Annotated in this window: 12 protein-coding genes; 6 read left to right on the top strand and 6 right to left on the bottom strand. The window is 61.9% G+C overall.

Going from position 1 to position 16,575, the window contains the following annotated elements; all coding sequences use genetic code 11:
* Nucleotides 1-31: 31 nt before the first annotated feature.
* On the top strand, nt 32-919 hold the full coding sequence (gene rarD / locus APH42_RS13370) for an EamA family transporter RarD (protein WP_041166484.1): 888 nt from the start codon (nt 32-34) through the stop codon (nt 917-919).
* On the opposite strand, the gene APH42_RS13375 is transcribed toward rarD, so the two are convergent.
* On the bottom strand, nt 882-2,453 hold the full coding sequence (locus APH42_RS13375; protein WP_012272140.1) for a TerC family protein: 1,572 nt from the start codon (nt 2,451-2,453) through the stop codon (nt 882-884). The genes rarD and APH42_RS13375 overlap by 38 nt on opposite strands.
* 282 nt (nt 2,454-2,735) lie before the next feature.
* Here APH42_RS13375 and APH42_RS13380 point away from each other — a divergent pair, with 282 nt between their 5' ends.
* Nucleotides 2,736-3,335, top strand: a complete 600-nt coding sequence (locus APH42_RS13380) for a LysE family translocator (RefSeq protein WP_012272139.1) — start codon at nt 2,736-2,738, stop codon at nt 3,333-3,335.
* Here APH42_RS13380 and APH42_RS13385 read toward each other — a convergent pair.
* The 3 genes from APH42_RS13385 to APH42_RS13395 all read right to left on the bottom strand — a co-directional run bounded on the left by APH42_RS13385 (nt 3,314) and on the right by APH42_RS13395 (nt 6,487).
* Entirely contained in the window at nt 3,314-4,096 is a 783-nt protein-coding gene (locus tag APH42_RS13385) for an AraC family transcriptional regulator (RefSeq protein WP_060493479.1), read from the bottom strand. The two genes, APH42_RS13380 and APH42_RS13385, sit on opposite strands and share 22 nt — an antisense overlap.
* Nucleotides 4,097-4,140: 44 nt before the next feature.
* Nucleotides 4,141-5,259, bottom strand: a complete 1,119-nt coding sequence (locus APH42_RS13390) for a glycosyltransferase 61 family protein (RefSeq protein WP_060493480.1) — start codon at nt 5,257-5,259, stop codon at nt 4,141-4,143.
* 73 nt (nt 5,260-5,332) lie between these two features.
* Complete coding sequence (locus tag APH42_RS13395) at nt 5,333-6,487, bottom strand: hypothetical protein (RefSeq protein WP_060493481.1); 1,155 nt, start codon at nt 6,485-6,487, stop codon at nt 5,333-5,335.
* 323 nt (nt 6,488-6,810) lie between these two features.
* Here APH42_RS13395 and APH42_RS13400 point away from each other — a divergent pair, with 323 nt between their 5' ends.
* From APH42_RS13400 to APH42_RS13415, 4 genes are all read left to right on the top strand, one after another.
* Nucleotides 6,811-10,638 (top strand): dermonecrotic toxin domain-containing protein, encoded by a 3,828-nt coding sequence (locus tag APH42_RS13400; RefSeq protein ID WP_060493482.1) that lies wholly within the window; start codon nt 6,811-6,813, stop codon nt 10,636-10,638.
* Between the two features lie 147 nt (nt 10,639-10,785).
* Nucleotides 10,786-12,405 (top strand): NADP-dependent glyceraldehyde-3-phosphate dehydrogenase, encoded by a 1,620-nt coding sequence (locus APH42_RS13405; RefSeq protein ID WP_060493483.1) that lies wholly within the window; start codon nt 10,786-10,788, stop codon nt 12,403-12,405.
* Between the two features lie 110 nt (nt 12,406-12,515).
* Nucleotides 12,516-12,983, top strand: coding sequence for a VOC family protein (locus tag APH42_RS13410; protein ID WP_012272133.1), 468 nt, complete (start codon nt 12,516-12,518; stop codon nt 12,981-12,983).
* Nucleotides 12,984-13,046: 63 nt separating this feature from the next.
* Nucleotides 13,047-14,228, top strand: a complete 1,182-nt coding sequence (locus APH42_RS13415; RefSeq protein WP_012272132.1) for a hypothetical protein — start codon at nt 13,047-13,049, stop codon at nt 14,226-14,228.
* 165 nt (nt 14,229-14,393) lie between these two features.
* Here the strand turns inward: APH42_RS13415 and ilvA are convergent, their stop codons facing one another.
* Nucleotides 14,394-15,953, bottom strand: a complete 1,560-nt coding sequence (ilvA, locus tag APH42_RS13420; protein ID WP_081337009.1) for a threonine ammonia-lyase, biosynthetic — start codon at nt 15,951-15,953, stop codon at nt 14,394-14,396.
* Nucleotides 15,954-16,134: 181 nt separating this feature from the next.
* On the bottom strand, nt 16,135-16,566 hold the full coding sequence (locus APH42_RS13425; protein WP_003253887.1) for a PACE efflux transporter: 432 nt from the start codon (nt 16,564-16,566) through the stop codon (nt 16,135-16,137).
* Between the last annotated feature and the right edge of the window lie 9 nt (nt 16,567-16,575).

The following is a 16,575-nucleotide window of genomic DNA, read 5'->3' on the forward strand; positions in this document are numbered from 1 at the left end:
CACTCGCTCAACTCCCGTATTCGAGGCATTCGTGTCAAAAGGCATTGTTTCATCGGTCATGGCGTCTTGTCTGTTCGCCGTGATGTACTTCTATACCTCGCTGCTCAAGCCACTCGATGGCGAAGAAATCTTTGGCTGGCGCACCCTGTTGACGCTGCCCTGCCTCACCTTGTTCATGCTTGTCTCGAAGGACTGGAAACGGGTCGGCGAGCTGTTGGGCCGGGTAAAGCGCACGCCGGTGCTGTTGCTCGGCATGGTCGGTACTTCGTGGCTGATGGGCGTGCAGCTGTGGCTGTTTCTCTGGGCGCCCCTGCACGGGCGTAGCCTGGAAGTGTCGATGGGCTACTTCTTGCTCCCGCTGGCCATGGTCCTGACCGGGCGACTGGTGTATGGCGAGCGCCTGTCGCGCCTGCAGAAGGTGGCGGTGGCTTGCGCCGCGCTGGGCGTGGGCCACGAGCTGTACCAAAATGGCAGCTTTGCCTGGGAAACCCTGTTGGTGACGATCGGTTACCCGATCTACTTCGTGCTGCGCCGGCGTTGCCGCACCGACCACCTGGGTGGCCTGTGGTGCGACATGTGCCTGCTGCTGCCGTGGGCCCTGTACTTCGTTATCCAGGGCCCGCTATCCAATGCCGACCTGCAAGCACACCCTGGGCTGTATGCGCTGATCCCGATCCTTGGGGCGATCAGCGCCTCGGCCCTGATCGCTTACGTACTGGCCAGCCGCATGTTGCCATTCAGCCTGTTCGGCCTGCTCAGCTACGTCGAACCCGTGCTGCTGGTGGGGGTGGCATTACTGCTAGGCGAAACCATCGGCCCGGATCAGTGGTTGACCTACCTGCCAATCTGGGCCGCAGTGCTGGTGCTGGTGCTCGAAGGCTTCAAGCACCTGTTGCGTCAGCGCCGCCGTTCGGTGTAAGCCGAACCTGGCGCACCCGCCGCTCTTCAACCGCCTCCACGGTCAGCATCCAGCCGTTCCAGGCCAACTGATCACCCACCATCGGCAGGCGGTCGAGCAAGCTCATCACCAGGCCCGCGAGGGTCTGGTAATCTTCGGTAGCACGGGCACTGAAGCCTGTACGGGCCTGCACCTGGCTCAAGTTCAGTGCACCACTGACCACAAAGGCTTCACCCTCCTGAACGATGCCGGGGCCTTCTACCTCGCTCGCATCCGGCAATTCACCGGCAATCGACTCAAGGATGTCGGTCATGGTCAGCAGGCCGGTAAAGTCGCCGAACTCGTTGACCACGAATGCGATGTGGGTCGACTGGCCACGCATCTGCTCCAGGGCATTGAGGATGCTGAAACTCTCCAGCAGGTTCAACGGCGCCCGGGCCATGCTTTCCAGATCGGGTTGGTCGCCCGACAGTAGCTCTTTGAGCAATTCCTTCTTGTGCACAAAACCCAAGGGTTCGTCCACACGGCCATCGCGGATCAACGGCAGGCGCGAGTACGGCGAGTTGACCAAGGCCTGGGTAATGGCCTCGGCCGGCTGTGCCAGGTCGATCACATCGACCTCGGCACGCGCGGTCATCACCGTACGGATCGGCCGCTCTGCCAGGTTCAGCACACCACTGATCATTACCCGCTCTCGGCGGTCGAACAGCACCTGTTCCTCGCCACCTTCGACCAGATCGGCGATTTCCTCACCCACCTCGTCAGCTTCGATCCGGCGGCCGCCCAGCAGGCGCAGCACCGCATGGGCAGTACGTTCGCGTAGCGGTCGATGCTGCTGCAAGCTGCGCTTGCGGCGGGCACGGGCCAGCTGGTTGAACAGCTCGATCAGGATCGAGAAGCCAATCGCCGCATACAGGTAGCCTTTCGGGATATGGAAGCCCAGGCCTTCTGCAGTGAGGCTGAAACCGATCATCATCAGGAAGCCCAGGCACAGCATGATTACCGTGGGGTGGGCGTTGACGAAACGGGTCAGCGGCTTGCTGGCAACGATCATGATACCGATCGAGAAGATCACCGCGATCATCATCACCGACAGCTCATCGACCATGCCCACCGCCGTGATCACGGCGTCCAGCGAGAACACTGCGTCCAGTACCACGATCTGGGCGACGATCGGCCAGAACGCGGCATGGCGCAATGTGCCACTGGCCTGTGTCACGTGGCCCTCCAGGCGTTCATGCAGCTCCATGGTGGCCTTGAACAGCAGGAATACACCACCGAACAGCATGATCAGGTCACGGCCAGAGAAGCTCTTGCCGAATACGTCGATCAGCGGCGCGGTAAGTGTGACCATCCACGAAATACTGGCCAACAGGCCCAGACGCATGATCAACGCCAGGCCAAGGCCAATGACCCGTGCGCGATCACGCTGGTGAGGCGGCAACTTGTCGGCGAGGATGGCGATGAACACCAGGTTGTCGATACCCAGCACCAGCTCAAGGACGATAAGCGTCAACAGGCCTAGCCAGGCCGTTGGGTCGGCTAGCCATTCCATTAGCGGGTACTCACGAGGAAGGCGTCACAAGGACAGGGAAAGGATGGCCGAAACGGCCGAAAACTGGGGGGCTCCGCGAAGGTGCTCATATAGACCTTGATAACAAATTGGGAGGATGATGCTACAAGCACAGCAGGTTTCTCTAGTAGCGCAAAACTATTACAAAACCTGTAACACCTCTGCACTGCACGCTTCCAGTTGTGGAGAGGGTACTTTTGTTCAATACCTCTGCAAGCGGATGCCCGAGGATGAAGCCCTCCTTCAGCCATTCGGATTTCCCTCATGAGCCTGTCCTTGTCAATGGCCGCCTTCGCCTTGGCGGCCTCGATTTCCCCCGGCCCGGTCAACATCGTCGCACTGGGCAGCGGTGCCCGCCACGGCCTGCGCGCCAGCCTGGCACATGTGGCCGGCGCCACGCTGGGCTTTTGCCTGCTGCTGGTGCTGGTCGGGCTGGGCGTGCATCAGCTGATGTTGCGCTGGCCTTTGCTGGGCCTGCTGTTGCACTGGAGCGGTGTGGCATTTCTGCTGTACATGGCGTGGAAACTGGCCAGTGACGATGGCAACCTGGGCAGCGAACACCCGACCATGGCCCCTTCAGCCTGGCAGGGCGCGGTAATGCAGTGGCTCAACCCCAAAGCCTGGTTGGCAGCAGTCGCCGGCGTGGGCGCCTACACCGGCGGTGAACAGCACCTGCTGTGGCTGTTCGCCTGGATCTATGGGCCAATCTGTTTCATCTCGGTGGCCTGCTGGGCGTGGGCCGGGAGCGTGATCCGGCGGTATCTGGGCAATCCACGGCATATGCGCCTGCTGAACCGAGGGTTGGCCGTGTTGCTGATTGCCAGTGCGGTTTACCTGATCATTCAGCCAAGCGCATTGCGATAATGCCCTGGTGTCGCCGCCAGTTGCTGCTTGAATGCCCGCTGCAAATGCGCCTGGTCGGCAAACCCGGCCTCCTGTGCCACTTCGGCAATCGCCCGGCCTTGCCGCAGCCGCGCCCTGGCCAGCTGCACGCGCTGGTCGAGCAGATAGCCATGCGGGGTCAGGCCGAAATGTTGGCGGAACGCACGAATCAGGTAGGAGCGTGACAGGCCGCAGGCCGCGCAGATGTCCTCGAGGCTCAACGCGTCACTGCGGTGGGCGCGTATGAATGCTGCCGCCGCTTGCAGTCGAGGGTTGCCCTCGTCACTCACAGGGGCACTGCCACCCAGTAATTCCGGCAATCCGCTGAAAAAAGCCGCCAGGCGCGCTTCGCGATCTGGCAGACGGGTATCGAACAGGTCGGCGAAGGTTTGCAAAAGCCGCTGGTACAACAGCGGCGAACGGCTCCAGGTCTGCGCCGGCAAGGCAAACCCCAAGGCCTGCAACCAAGGCTGGTCGACGAACAGCATCAGGTAGGACCACGGCTCCCCGGCAACAGGGTTGCAGGTATGCACCACACCCGGGTTCATCAGCACCGTGGTCCCCGCCGTCACCTCGACACCCTGACCGGCGTTAAGGTAGGTGCTGCGCCCACCCGTGATCACCCCGATGGAGAAGCTTTCGTGGGCGTGCGCGGCGTAACACACCTTGCGCCCGTCCCCTACCCTTCGGGCTTCGACGAACGGCAGCGCCGGGTCGCGCCAGAACCGTGATACCTCGATCATCCTTCGCCTCGCCCGCCGCAGCCATGTGCCCGAATACTACACACTTAGCGTGGGAACAGGTCCAGTGTGCGCTCTACCTCGCCGATATCGATCCGAAAACCGTCACCTTCGGGTATGCCGACCACGAAACCGAAATGCTGGTGGTCACGATCCGTCAGGTACTTGTAGTAACTGACAAAGCGGTTAGGCGGCTGCAAGGTCAGCAGGCAACCGCCTGTCTGCAGCACATTCACCCCATGCACCAACTGGCTGCCCTCTACCCCGATCACCACTTGAGCACCGGCGCAGGCCGCGACAATACTCGGCAGATCGGACTTCAGCGGGTTGACGATGCGAAAACCACGGGTAACGCGCAAGTGCTCGGCAAGCTCAAGCTCGTTGCGCAAGAGGCGCAGGTCACCATCGCCACCGCGCAGCAGGAACACCCCAGGATGCTGTGCATGCGGCACATGCGAAAGCAGCTTGTCGCCCATCGCACGATAGCGGGCATGCCGGCTGCGGTTGTTGCTCTGGTCATCGAACAGCACCAGCTCACGGAAGAACGCACTGCGCAAACGCAGCGGTTTCATACCCAGCAACTCCTCATAGGCCGGTGCCTGAGTAAACAGTGGAAACCGGGCAGAAGGTGCGGTGGTCACCGGGATACCTTCGTTACAAGCCAGCGCATAGGTCGGGCAATCTTCCATCAGCCAGGTGCCGAACCACGAGTTGCCGTTTTGCGTGCAGTAGATAGCCGCGCGGTCGATCTCATTGTCGACGATGATGGTCGGGAAGGTGCTTGGCTTCAGTGACAACCAATGGCTGGCCTTGCCCTTGTACAACGCCCCGTCGATTAGCCACACATCCTTGATCAGGTAGCCGCGGGTTGGCCCTTGCAGCGTATTGACGCCGCCTTCCATGGTGCGTGCCGGGTGCACGTAGGGGTAGAAGCGCTTGCCTTCCCAGCCTGTCACCCGTTCCAGCTGGCCGGGCAGAAAAATGGCTGGCGGCGAAACCGTGGCTTCGCCAGGGGCTATGTCCCAGCTCTTGGTGGCGATGCTTTTAAGGTCGATGGCCGTGTTCTTGCCCAAGCGTTTGCGCGCCATGTAGCGATAGGCGGCCAAGGTCCAGGTGTGATGCTTGGCTGCGGGCGATGCACTGAACTGCGAGATATCGCCTCCCATGAAGCGTCCTCCTTTGATGACGAAGTCTGAAGCCTGGCGCAAGGCGCCCTATCAATGCCTCCCTGGCAGCCACTCAGTTGCATGTGACCCTTTCCATGGTGGGCGGTGACTGCTGGCTTGCGTAACGGCTGCGCAACGTTTCCACGAACGGCTCACCTGCACCGTTGCCACCGTACAGATAAATCTTGTGCAGGCCGCCAAACACCATTTCGTGGTAACGGCTGGCAACTTCCTCATCGCTAGGCCCATCCGGCAACCCCAGATGCAACGTGAGCTTGTCGCCTTCGACGGCGAACATCGGCGTGTCCCACAAGAACTTCGCCGTGCCGGTCTTTGGCAGGCGGACAAACAGGTACGCATGGTTACCCAGTGAGTCGATATCACCACCCCGGCGGCGCTTCCATTTCAACAGGCCGTCGTCCGGGCGTGCCAGGCACAGGCCGATGTCGTAGTAATCGAAGCCCTGCTCCAGTGCCCATTCAAGCGCCATGAAGGTGGTGATCGAATTCACCTCGCGCAGTTTCTTCGCATCGGAAAACACCGCCTCGCAATAGCCAAAGCGCAAGGTGCTCCAGTAACGCTTGCCGCCGCGTACCACTTCACACCCCAGGTGGCAGCCGATCACTTCATCGCCCAGCATGATCAAGTCGAGCCGGCCGACGCTCTTGGCAATTCGGAACACCTCTTCGGTAGGGAACTGCGCGGCGTGGATGCCTTGCCTGGCCGTGGCATAAGGGCGCAGCAGGTCCCGGTCGGCCATGCTGATTTCGTCGTCCGAGAGGGCTTGGCGCATGTGATACAGCGGCCGGTTCTTGCGAATGCTGCGGCGCAGTTCGCTGTCGTAGCGGGCCGTGATGTCATCCAGTGGTCGCCCCAGCGGCACCACGGCGCTCAGGTAATGCGGCACGGACAGCGCCCCCGAGGTCGGCATTTCGCTGATGACCACCACATGGTTGGCAGCCGCCGTGGCATTTGCACCCTCCACGATCGATGCGCTGCCCTGGCCTTTGCCGCCGATCAGCAGCTTGGCCATTTCCCGTTGCTGCTTGCGGCCGATGTAGAGGATTTCGTACGGGCTCTCCTGCTGCGGCCGAAACCTGGCAACCTCCCACCGCCAGAAACAGGCACGCGCCATCATTTCTCGCGTTTTGCTGGCCAGCAGCCTCATTTCGTAGCGCGTGGAGGGCGACAGGAGCTTTCGCGCCACAGCTGTCAAGGTCTCTTTCATTTCTTCTTCGACGTCCTTTGAAGTGCTCTATGGCCATGCGTAAAGAGAGAAAAATGCAGCAAAAACACTTAACGCTTTGATTTTTATAGTTTGCCCTACAACTTTATTATCACATTCAGTAACAATTTAAGATGCCCCGAAAGGCTTTGGCAAGCGGCTCTTCGCTGACTTTAGATCAAGTTTCATGGCGTCAAATTTTCTGCTCTAAAAGCCTCCATCAGCGAAACTTTGCTATAAGCGTGCCGATAAGCACGATACTCCGTTACCACTTGGCTATTGATAATTAGCGTTTGATGCCTTCTTTGCATAAAAGGAGCATCACCATGCCTGATTACATCCCGCATCAAGCTCTGCTGAAGGCGCAGCTACCCCATTGGGCCCACCGGGCAACACCCAAACAGTGGGCCGCGTTGCAGCAAACCCAGGCTAATGCGTGGCAAGAGCAGGATTGGTTCGCCAATGCCGCCCCAGACCTGCGCCAGGCAGCGCACGCCAGCCAGGCACGCCTGGTTCGCTCACAAGCCGCCTTGGCCCGCTCACTCAAGGGCCTCGCACAGATCACCGAATTCGCCGAACCCTTGCTGCAAGGCCACCTTGCGGCACATGGTTTTCACGCGCCACTGCGCAACAGCCAGTTGCTGCGGGTTGAAAGCAACTGGCACTGGGTCGGCTTACGCTATCTCTACAGCCATCGTCGCGACAATTTGTTACAAGCGGCCCTGCAGAACTTTGCCGATGACGAAGTATTTACCTCCCAGAGCGCGATTGCGCTGAAGGACAACATCCATGTCACGGCAATTCAGGTTCAAGGGTACGCTCCCCTTGGCATGCAGGTGCCGACTGCGCAGTTTCCACTGAAGTCGGAACACTACCAGGTAGATCGTTTGCCGCTTAGTCCCGAAGCCTTCGCCACACTGTGTCGAGAACTGGACTTGGGTGGCACCTACCAGGCCCATCTGACACACCATTTAGGGCAACCCGGCGTTCGCGCGCAAGCCATGCACGTGCAACAAGACAGCCTGCGGCTGGCGGCCGACCTGGCCTACCTGCGACACCTGCTTGGCGGCAACGCTCGTGACGAAATAGAGCGACTGTTGCAAGGTGACAACGTGACGTGCTGGCAGCTGGCGCTGTTCGGCAGCATCCTGCACGAAGTGATGCTGATCGATGTCGGCAGCGCGGGGCTTGCGCTGTTCTTGCCTGGCCATGACCCAGCGCTGCGCCAGTGCCATGACCTTGAAGCGGTGCATGAAGCGTTGGCGACGTTGTTGCTGGAGCCCGCAGCGCGCCAGGCATTTACCGCCTACATCAGGCTGGATGAGCGCGCGCACTTTCTCGACCTGCTGCAACAGAACCTCGACGCCTCCGGCAACGCTGCCTTCGACCGCCCCTGGTTGCGTGCAGCGCACGTGGACTTGCGCCCGACGCGCCAGGTAATCGCGGCAGAGCCGTTCGGCTACTACCAGGACCAGCACCTGGCCCGCCTCAAGCATGAAGCCAGCCAGCTTGCGGTACCGACCGCAACGGCCGATGCCAACGCTCGAACCAAACGCCTGGAAGAATGGGAAAGCCTTGGCTGGGATGCACTGAACGTTGCCGGCTTCTTCATACCAGGGGCAGGCCCCTTGATGCTGGCCGTCACCGCTTGCCAGTTGCTGGGCGAGGTATTCGAAGGCTACGAGGCTTGGGAGGAAGGCGACCGCCACCTTGCCCTGCGCCATCTGGAAGCCGTCGGCCTGAACCTGGGCCTCATAGGCGGCCTTGCCGTGGCAGGCCGCGTGGTCCCCAAACTGTTCGGCAGCCCGCTGCTGGAAAACCTCCAGGAAGTGCCCGACAACAACGGGGGCTACAAGCTCTGGAATCAGGACCTGACCCCTTACCGCAGTAGCATCGAGCTGCCAGAGCATCTGCAACCCAATGCGCAAGGCCAGTACCTGCACGAGGGCCAGCAATTCATCCGCCTGGACGGCCATCTTTTCCAGCAGCACTTCGACAACACGCTGCAGCAATGGCGCATCATTCACCCGGACACACCGGATGCCTGGCAGCCCCCGCTGGAACACAACGGGCAAGGTGCCTGGCGCGGCCAGCATGAACAGCCCGCCCAGTGGCCTTTCGCAACACTCGTGCGGCGCCTGGGTGAGCCATTCGCAGCGTTCACACCCCAACAACTGGAGCAGGCCGGACGCATCTGCGGCATCGACGCAGAACGCTTGCGCCAGGTGCACCTGCAAGGCCAGCCAACCCCGCCGCTATTGCTCGACACCCTGCAACGCATGGCGGTACGGACCGAAGTGCGAGGCATGGGTGCAAACGCAGCGCCGGGTCTGTTCGACCAGCTCTACAACGGCGACGCGGCAGTCGCCCCCGCAACGCAGCAGCTGCTTACGGCCTACCCACGCCTGTCTCCCGCCTTGGCCAGGCGGTTGCTGGCACGGCTGGACGATACTGAATCACTCACCTGGCAAGAGCACGGCGAGCTCCCCAAAGCGATTGGCCAACAGATCCAACGGGCACACAGCGAGCTGCCGCTGGTACGTGCGTTGGAAGACTTGTTGCATCCTGCGCAGTGCAGCGCTGACAGTGAGCGCCTGCTGTTCAGCGCACTGGACGCCCTGCCCGAATGGCCTGCTGACCTACGCCTTGAGTTGCGCGCTGCAAGCCCGCAAGGCCCAACGTTGAACTACGTCGGCAGTGAGCAGGCCACCACCCTGTGCCGGGTGATCAAAACGGCCGAAGGCTATGAGGCCGATCTGGGAGAGCGCCCGGCGCCCGCGCTGCGTGATGAGGATCTGTGCCGTGCCGTGGAGCAGGCGCTGCCACGCGTGCAGCGCGAAGCCCTCGGCATTGCACGAAGCGACGGCAGCGTAGTGCGCCAGCGCGTACTGGCGTGGGTCGATAGAAACAGGCCCGTGCTGGCGCAGCGACTCTGGGGAGCGCCTCTGCAGCGGCGCTCGACACAAGGCTGGCTACGCGGCGGCCGCCCCCTGGAGCCGTTGCCAGCGCCCCCGCTTCAGGCCGGTTCTCTGGCAGCGGCTTACCGCCGCATTTTCCCCGATGCCACCGATGCGGAATTCGCCGACTGGCTGGGCGATGAACAGGAAGACCACGACCTGTATGACATGCGTACACCCACCGAGCGACTGCGAGACCTCCAGCAGCACCTGAGCGCTCTGCGGCAAAACCTGCAGCAATGGGCAAGGCCCGACCCATCAAGCCCGCACCAGCGGCACCTGGCAGTGCGCCCGATCATCAACGCCTGGCGCCGCCTTTCCTGGCTGCCATTCGGAAGCACTGGCCGACTCTTCAGCCTTGACCTTTCCGGCCTCGACCTGCGCAACGAGGACCTGGCGACACTCTACCTGCCCGATCAATTCACCCACATCGAACACATCACACTTAACGACAACCCGATGCTCAGCCACCTCCCAGCTGATTTTCACGAACGTTTCCCCAACCTCAAGCGCCTGTTTCTCACCAATTGCCGCTTCCAGCGCCTACCTGAACTGACCAGCCCCGAGCATCTACTCTGGCTGGACCTGGACAGCAATCGCATTACCTGGGATAGCCAGGCTCAACGAACGCTAAACCAGTTCAGCCAACTAGGCATACTCGATCTGACTGACAACCCCCTGCTTCAGGCACCCGACCTGCGTCGGCTTTCCGGGCTCAGGACCGTGTTCCTGTCCGGTTGTGCGCTCACCGAATTGCCGCGGGGCCTGCAGCTCATCAGTGAACCTGTGGTGCTGGACCTTACATCCAACCAGTTCCAGCAACTGCCTGCCGCGTTCAATGTTCCACACCCGGTAGCTGAATCCCTGAGCCTTGAAAGCGAGTGGCTGGGCCAGACTGCATTGGCACAAATCGATGCCTACAACACTGCCCACGGTGTCGATCTGATGGTAAACGAAGATGATTACCTGGACTTCTTCGAGAACACAGGCCCTGCAGAAGTCGAATTGTGGCAACGCTTGCCACTGCAATTTCGCCGTGACCTTCGGCCATTGCTCGACCAAGAGCCCTTCCTGTCGCAGCCGAATCAGGCCCGCAGGGAATTCTGGAGACGTTTGACAGTGATCGATACGAATCAAGCCCTGCGCGAGGAGTGGCTCACCCACCCGCCACGCGACCTTTTCAATCTGCCGCTTTAGTCATGTTCGCGGTGCCTGTCGGCGCATCGGCAGGCATTTGCTCTGCGGGTGAGCCAGACTGGTGTTTTTTCCGCAGCCGGTGCATGCTCGAAGCTGAAGCGATTCACCTGGCTTGAAACCCGCCCTGTAATGTGAGGTGCAGTACCCATGGACCGTCTGCTCGATTCACTCTTCCCCAGCGCCGATAACATTCCGGAAGCCTGGCGCATGGGAGCCCCCCTGGAACAACGCGACTACCTGGTCAACGGTGAACTCAGGCGCTGGGACGGCCCCCTGGCCACGGTGCGCAGCCCGGTGTGGCTCAAGCAAGGCGACACCGAGCATCAGGTCATTCTGGGCAGCGCCCCGCTGCTCGATGCCGACACCGCGCTCACCGCCCTCGACGCCGCCGTACAGGCCTACGACAAAGGCCGTGGTGCCTGGCCGAACATGCGCGTGGCCGAGCGTATCCAGCATGTCGAAACCTTCCTCGCACGCATGCGTGAACAGCGCCAGGCCGTGGTCAAGTTGCTGATGTGGGAAATCGGCAAGAACCTCAAGGACTCGGAAAAGGAATTCGACCGCACCTGCGACTACATCGTCGACACCATCAACGCCCTCAAGGACCTTGACCGCCGCTCCAGCCGCTTCGAACTGGAACAGGGCACCCTCGGCCAGATCCGCCGTGCGCCACTGGGCGTCGCACTGTGCATGGGGCCGTACAACTACCCACTGAACGAAACCTTCACCACGCTGATCCCGGCGCTGATCATGGGCAACACCGTGGTGTTCAAGCCGGCCAAGTTCGGTGTGCTGCTGATTCGCCCACTGCTCGAGGCGTTCCGCGACAGCTTCCCGCCGGGGGTGATCAATGTCATCTATGGCCGCGGCCGGGAAACGGTGAGCGCGCTGATGGCCAGCGGCAAGGTGGATGTGTTCGCCTTCATTGGCACCCACAAGGCCGCCAGCGACCTGAAGAAGCTGCACCCACGCCCCCACCGCCTGCGCGCCGCACTGGGCCTGGATGCCAAGAACCCAGGCATCGTGCTGCCCCAGGTAGACCTCGACAATGCCGTCGAAGAGGCCGTCACCGGGGCGCTGTCGTTCAATGGGCAGCGCTGCACGGCACTGAAGATCCTGTTCGTTCACGAGGACGTGGTCGACGCCTTCCTCGACAAGTTCCAACGCAAACTGGCAGCGCTCAAACCCGGCATGCCGTGGGAGCCTGGCGTGGCGCTGACACCGCTGCCCGAGCCTGGCAAGGTCGACTACCTCGATGGCCTGGTCGCCGATGCCACGGCCAAAGGCGCACGCGTGCTCAACGAAGGTGGCGGGCACAGCCGCGGCTCGTTCTTCTACCCCGCCTTGCTGTACCCGGTCAGCCAGCAAATGCGCGTGTACCACGAGGAGCAGTTCGGCCCGCTGGTGCCGGTGGTACCCTACCGCGACCTGCAAACGGTGATCGACTATGTGCTGGACTCCGACTACGGCCAGCAACTGAGCCTGTTCGGCAACGACCCGGCCACCATTGGCAGCCTGGTCGACATTTTCGCCAACCAGGTCGGGCGCATCAACATCAACGCACAATGCCAGCGTGGCCCGGACACCTACCCGTTCAACGGCCGCAAGAACAGCGCCGAAGGCACACTGTCGGTGCATGACGCCTTGCGCGTGTTCTCGATCCGTACCCTGGTCGCCACGCGCTTCCAGGAGGCCAACAAGGAACTGATCAGCGACATCATCCGCAACCGCCAGTCGAGCTTCCTGACCACCGACTACATCTTCTGACGGCCGCGCTTATAGACAATCGATCTAGCGTCACTGTCGATTTTCCATCTGTGCAAACGACTCTAAGCAACAGGGCGTCCTCCGGCGCCCCTTGCACAGGAGCGTCCAACATGGCAGTCAAACCCATCCCCGAAGGCCAGCACAGCATCACCCCCTACCTGGCCATCAACGACGCCGCCAAGGCCATCGAGTTCTACAAGCAGGCCTTTGGCGCGGTTGAAATGTTCCGCCTCGATGCCCCAGGTGGCCGCGTTGGCCATGCCGAGCTGAAGATTGGTGATTCGTCGCTGATGCTGGGCGACCCCTGCGACATGGAAGGCGGCCTCACCGCCAGCCAGAAGCTCAGCGGCGCAGGCGTGGGCCTGCACCTGTATGTCGAAGACTGCGACAAAGTCTATGCCCAGGCCCTGGCCGCTGGCGGCACCCAACTGCACCCCTTGACCGACCAGTTCTACGGTGACCGCAGCGGCACCCTGAAAGACCCGTTCGGCAACATCTGGTTCGTCTCCACTCACAAAGAGGACCTGACACCCGACGAGATTCGCGCCCGCGCCGCGAAGATGTTCGGCGGTAACTGAGCGGCAAGTTGAAAGCGGCGCGACTTTGCTTGAAGCTTGAGGCTCGTAGCTTGGAGCCGCTTCATGCGAATCATCGACAAAACCGCCGTTCAGGTGCGCAGCCTGACCCCTGCCGAAGAAGAGCTGCTGGTCGGCTTTGCCACCGGCAGCCTCGCCGGCCCGCGCCTGCTGCAAGCCAACCAGCTGCTGATGAAGGTGCGCAATGCCAACCAGTGGCTGGCCTGCGATTGCCGCAACGACGCCTTGCCGGTGCTCAATGTCACCCTTAACGGCAACACTGGCACGCTGTTCCTCAAGAACAACCCAGGCACCGCCGAGCACGCGCCCGGCTGCCCGTTCACCAAAGACGAGCAGGAAGCCGCCGAGCGCGAAAACGACCCCGCGCCACCCGCCGCCTGGCTGCCGCCAGACACCCCCTTGCGCCTGATCGGCGACTTGCGCGCAGGCACAGCCGGTGCAGGCAGCGATGGCAGCGATCGGCGCGAACAACAGCGCCTGCTGTCACTGCTGCTGACCTGGCTCGAAACCAGTGGCCTCAACCTTTACGCCACCCACCTGAAAAAGGACCTGACCGGCCAGTTCGCCGAACTGCGCAGCGTGGCCAGCCGCTACCCGCTGCTGGAACGGGTGCCTGCCAGCAACTACCTGGAAACACGCCTGGACATGAAGCACATGATGATGCTCAAGTCCCGCCTGCGCGAAGCCTCGGTGTTCGGCAACCACCGCCGCCACGGCCTGCTGTTGGACTGCGTCGACCAGATCAAAGGGCGCAAACTGTTCAACAACCGCAGTGAAGACGGCTTCGACTTCCAGGGGCACCACCTGTACTGGGGCGGCAGCCGTACCACCGGGCCGTTGCTGGCCCTGATGATCTACTCGCCGACCAGCGCCGGTAGCCATTACTACGAGCTGATTCATGTGGCCAGCGTGCCCGTGCTGTCACGCGCGCACCTGTTCCCGGTATACCGCGATGAAGAACGCGAGCCGCTCAAGGCGCTGGTGTCGCTGATCGACTGGATGGCCAGCAAGGGCGTGAAAGTGCAGATGCGCAGGCCGGTGATTGGCGGGCAGGTCATGGATGAGCTGCTGATGACCTCGGACCAGGACCGGGTGCTGTCGGTGTCACTGCTGGAACAGCCGATCGGGCCCGAGCCGGATGCTGAAAATTTCAAGCGCTACGCCGACTTCAAAAGTTTGGAAACTTTCCGCAAGTTCGTCGCCGGCTTTTTCATGCGCGAGCGTTGATACCCGCCCTTGCACGAACCCTTGTAGGAGCGGCCTTGTGTCGCGATCGGGCTGCAAAGCAGCCCCTCGATTTTTGCGGCGGCAATGATATTCAGGGGCCGCTTTGCGGCCCATCGCGACACAAGGCCGCTCCTACACGAGATTGCATTGTTCAACGATTGCGTGTTAGCCCAAAAACAGCGTGTACGCCGGGTTATCCGTCTCATCCCAATACCGATACCCCATCTCATCCAGGGCCAATGGCAACCCCGCCAGCTCATCCACCGGCACTTCCAAAGCCGCAAACACCCGCGCCTCCGCTGCCCCATGGTTACGGTAATGGAACAGGCTGATATTCCAGCGCTTGCCCAACCGCTCCAAAAAGCCCAGCAACGCCCCAGGCCGCTCGGGGAACTCGAAACGCAGTACCCGCTCATCCGCGCCCGGTGCTGCATGCCCGCCCACGGTATGGCGAACATGCAGCTTGGCCAGCTCGTTGTCGGTCAAATCCAGCACGTTGTAACCCTGCTCGCGCAAGTTGGCCAGCAACTGCTCGCGCGGGTCGTGCACAGGGTGGGTCTGCACACCCACGAACAGGCGCGCTTCCTTGCCGGGGTAGTAGCGGTAGTTGAATTCGGTGATCTGCCGCTTGCCCAGCGCCTGGCAGAAGGCGCGGAAGCTGCCCGGCTGTTCCGGGATGGTGACGGCGATGATCGCCTCGCGCTGCTCACCCAGTTCAGCCCGCTCGGCCACATGGCGCAAACGATCGAAGTTGACATTGGCCCCGGAGTCGATTGCTACCAGGGTCTGCCCCTGCACGCCTTCGCGCGCCACGTACTTCTTGATCCCGGCCACGGCCAGGGCCCCGGAAGGCTCGGTGATCGAGCGGGTGTCATCGTAGATGTCCTTGATTGCCGCGCACAGTTCGTCGCTGCTTACCGTTACCACCTCATCGACGAAGTGCCGGCACAGTTCGAAGCAATGGGCACCGATCTGCGCCACCGCCACGCCATCGGCGAAGGTGCCAACCTGCGGCAAGATCACCCGCTCGCCAGCTGCCATGGCGGCCTGCAGACAGTTGGAGTCTTCCGGCTCCACGCCGATCACCTTCACCTCTGGGCGCAGGTACTTCACATACGCGGCGATACCGGCGATCAAGCCGCCTCCGCCCACCGGTACAAAGATGGCGTCCAGGGCACCTGGGCGCTGACGGAGGATTTCCATGGCCACGGTGCCCTGCCCGGCAATCACGTCCGGGTCATCGAACGGTGGTACGAAGGTGGCGCCTTCGCTGTCGGCCAGTTTCAATGCGTGGGCCAGGGCATGGGGGAAGCTCTCGCCGTGCAGCACCACATGCCCGCCGCGCGACCGCACCCCTTCCACTTTCAACGACGGGGTGGTGGTCGGCATGACGATGGTGGCCTTCATGCCCAGGTGCGATGCCGCCAGGGCCACACCCTGGGCGTGGTTGCCCGCCGAAGCGGTGATCACCCCGCACTCGCGCTGCGTGGGGGTAAGACGCGACAGGCGAGTGTAGGCCCCACGAATCTTGAACGAGAACGTAGGCTGCAGGTCTTCGCGCTTGAGCAGTACTTGGTTACCCAGGCTGGCGGACAAGGCAGGCGCGGCCTGCAGGGGCGTTTCGATGGCCAGGTCGTACACCGGCGCGGCAAGAATGCGCCGCACCTGCTCCGACAGCAGTTGCTGGGGGGTGACGGTGGTACGAAGGACACTGAAGCTGGTCATCGATGACTCCTTGGCTGTTTTCACGTTGCCCAGGAGTCAGAGAGAAAAAACCCGCCTCCAGGGCGGGTTCGGTGCACGTACGCGCTAGCCCGCCAAGCTGATAATGGCGGTAATAATAATGGCGTTCACGTACGGGAATGTGTTCATGGGATAGGAACTTAGCCTGCCGCCCGGCCGCAAGTCAACACTTGGCTTGCTGCGCCGAAAGCGGCACATCGAACACCTTGTCGAAGCCCCACTGGAAGACGAAGGCGTAAACGAAGAAGAACACGAACAACGCCAGGTTGGTCAGCAGTGCCGCCCACAGGCTCACGTCCAGCCAGTACGCCACCAACGGCAGCAGAATCACCACCAACCCGCCCTCGAAGCCCAGCGCATGCAACAGGCGCCGCAAGAAAGTGCGCTCCCGCTTGTGCTGGCGCGCTTCCCAACGCTCGAACACCCAGTTGTAGCCCATGTTCCAGCTCATCGCGATACCCGACATCAGCACCGACAACACGGTCGACTGCGCCATCCCGGCACCGAACGCCAGTTCCAGCGCGGGCGCCACGCAGGCGACGGCGATGGCCTCGTAGAGAATGGCCTGGACGATCTTGCGGGCCTTGCCTTGCATGTCCAACTC

This window comes from Pseudomonas sp. NBRC 111140, assembly GCF_001320885.1.
GTDB lineage: Bacteria > Pseudomonadota > Gammaproteobacteria > Pseudomonadales > Pseudomonadaceae > Aquipseudomonas > Aquipseudomonas putida_P.

Coding starts and splice junctions, on each gene's coding strand:
- APH42_RS13375 (WP_012272140.1), bottom strand. CDS start 2,453: ATGGAATGGCTAGCCGACCCAACGGCCTGGCTAGGCCTGTTGACGCTT.
- APH42_RS13380 (WP_012272139.1), top strand. CDS start 2,736: ATGAGCCTGTCCTTGTCAATGGCCGCCTTCGCCTTGGCGGCCTCGATT.
- APH42_RS13385 (WP_060493479.1), bottom strand. CDS start 4,096: ATGATCGAGGTATCACGGTTCTGGCGCGACCCGGCGCTGCCGTTCGTC.
- APH42_RS13390 (WP_060493480.1), bottom strand. CDS start 5,259: ATGGGAGGCGATATCTCGCAGTTCAGTGCATCGCCCGCAGCCAAGCAT.
- APH42_RS13395 (WP_060493481.1), bottom strand. CDS start 6,487: ATGAAAGAGACCTTGACAGCTGTGGCGCGAAAGCTCCTGTCGCCCTCC.
- APH42_RS13400 (WP_060493482.1), top strand. CDS start 6,811: ATGCCTGATTACATCCCGCATCAAGCTCTGCTGAAGGCGCAGCTACCC.
- APH42_RS13405 (WP_060493483.1), top strand. CDS start 10,786: ATGGACCGTCTGCTCGATTCACTCTTCCCCAGCGCCGATAACATTCCG.
- APH42_RS13410 (WP_012272133.1), top strand. CDS start 12,516: ATGGCAGTCAAACCCATCCCCGAAGGCCAGCACAGCATCACCCCCTAC.
- APH42_RS13415 (WP_012272132.1), top strand. CDS start 13,047: ATGCGAATCATCGACAAAACCGCCGTTCAGGTGCGCAGCCTGACCCCT.
- ilvA (WP_081337009.1), bottom strand. CDS start 15,953: ATGACCAGCTTCAGTGTCCTTCGTACCACCGTCACCCCCCAGCAACTG.
- APH42_RS13425 (WP_003253887.1), bottom strand. CDS start 16,566: ATGCAAGGCAAGGCCCGCAAGATCGTCCAGGCCATTCTCTACGAGGCC.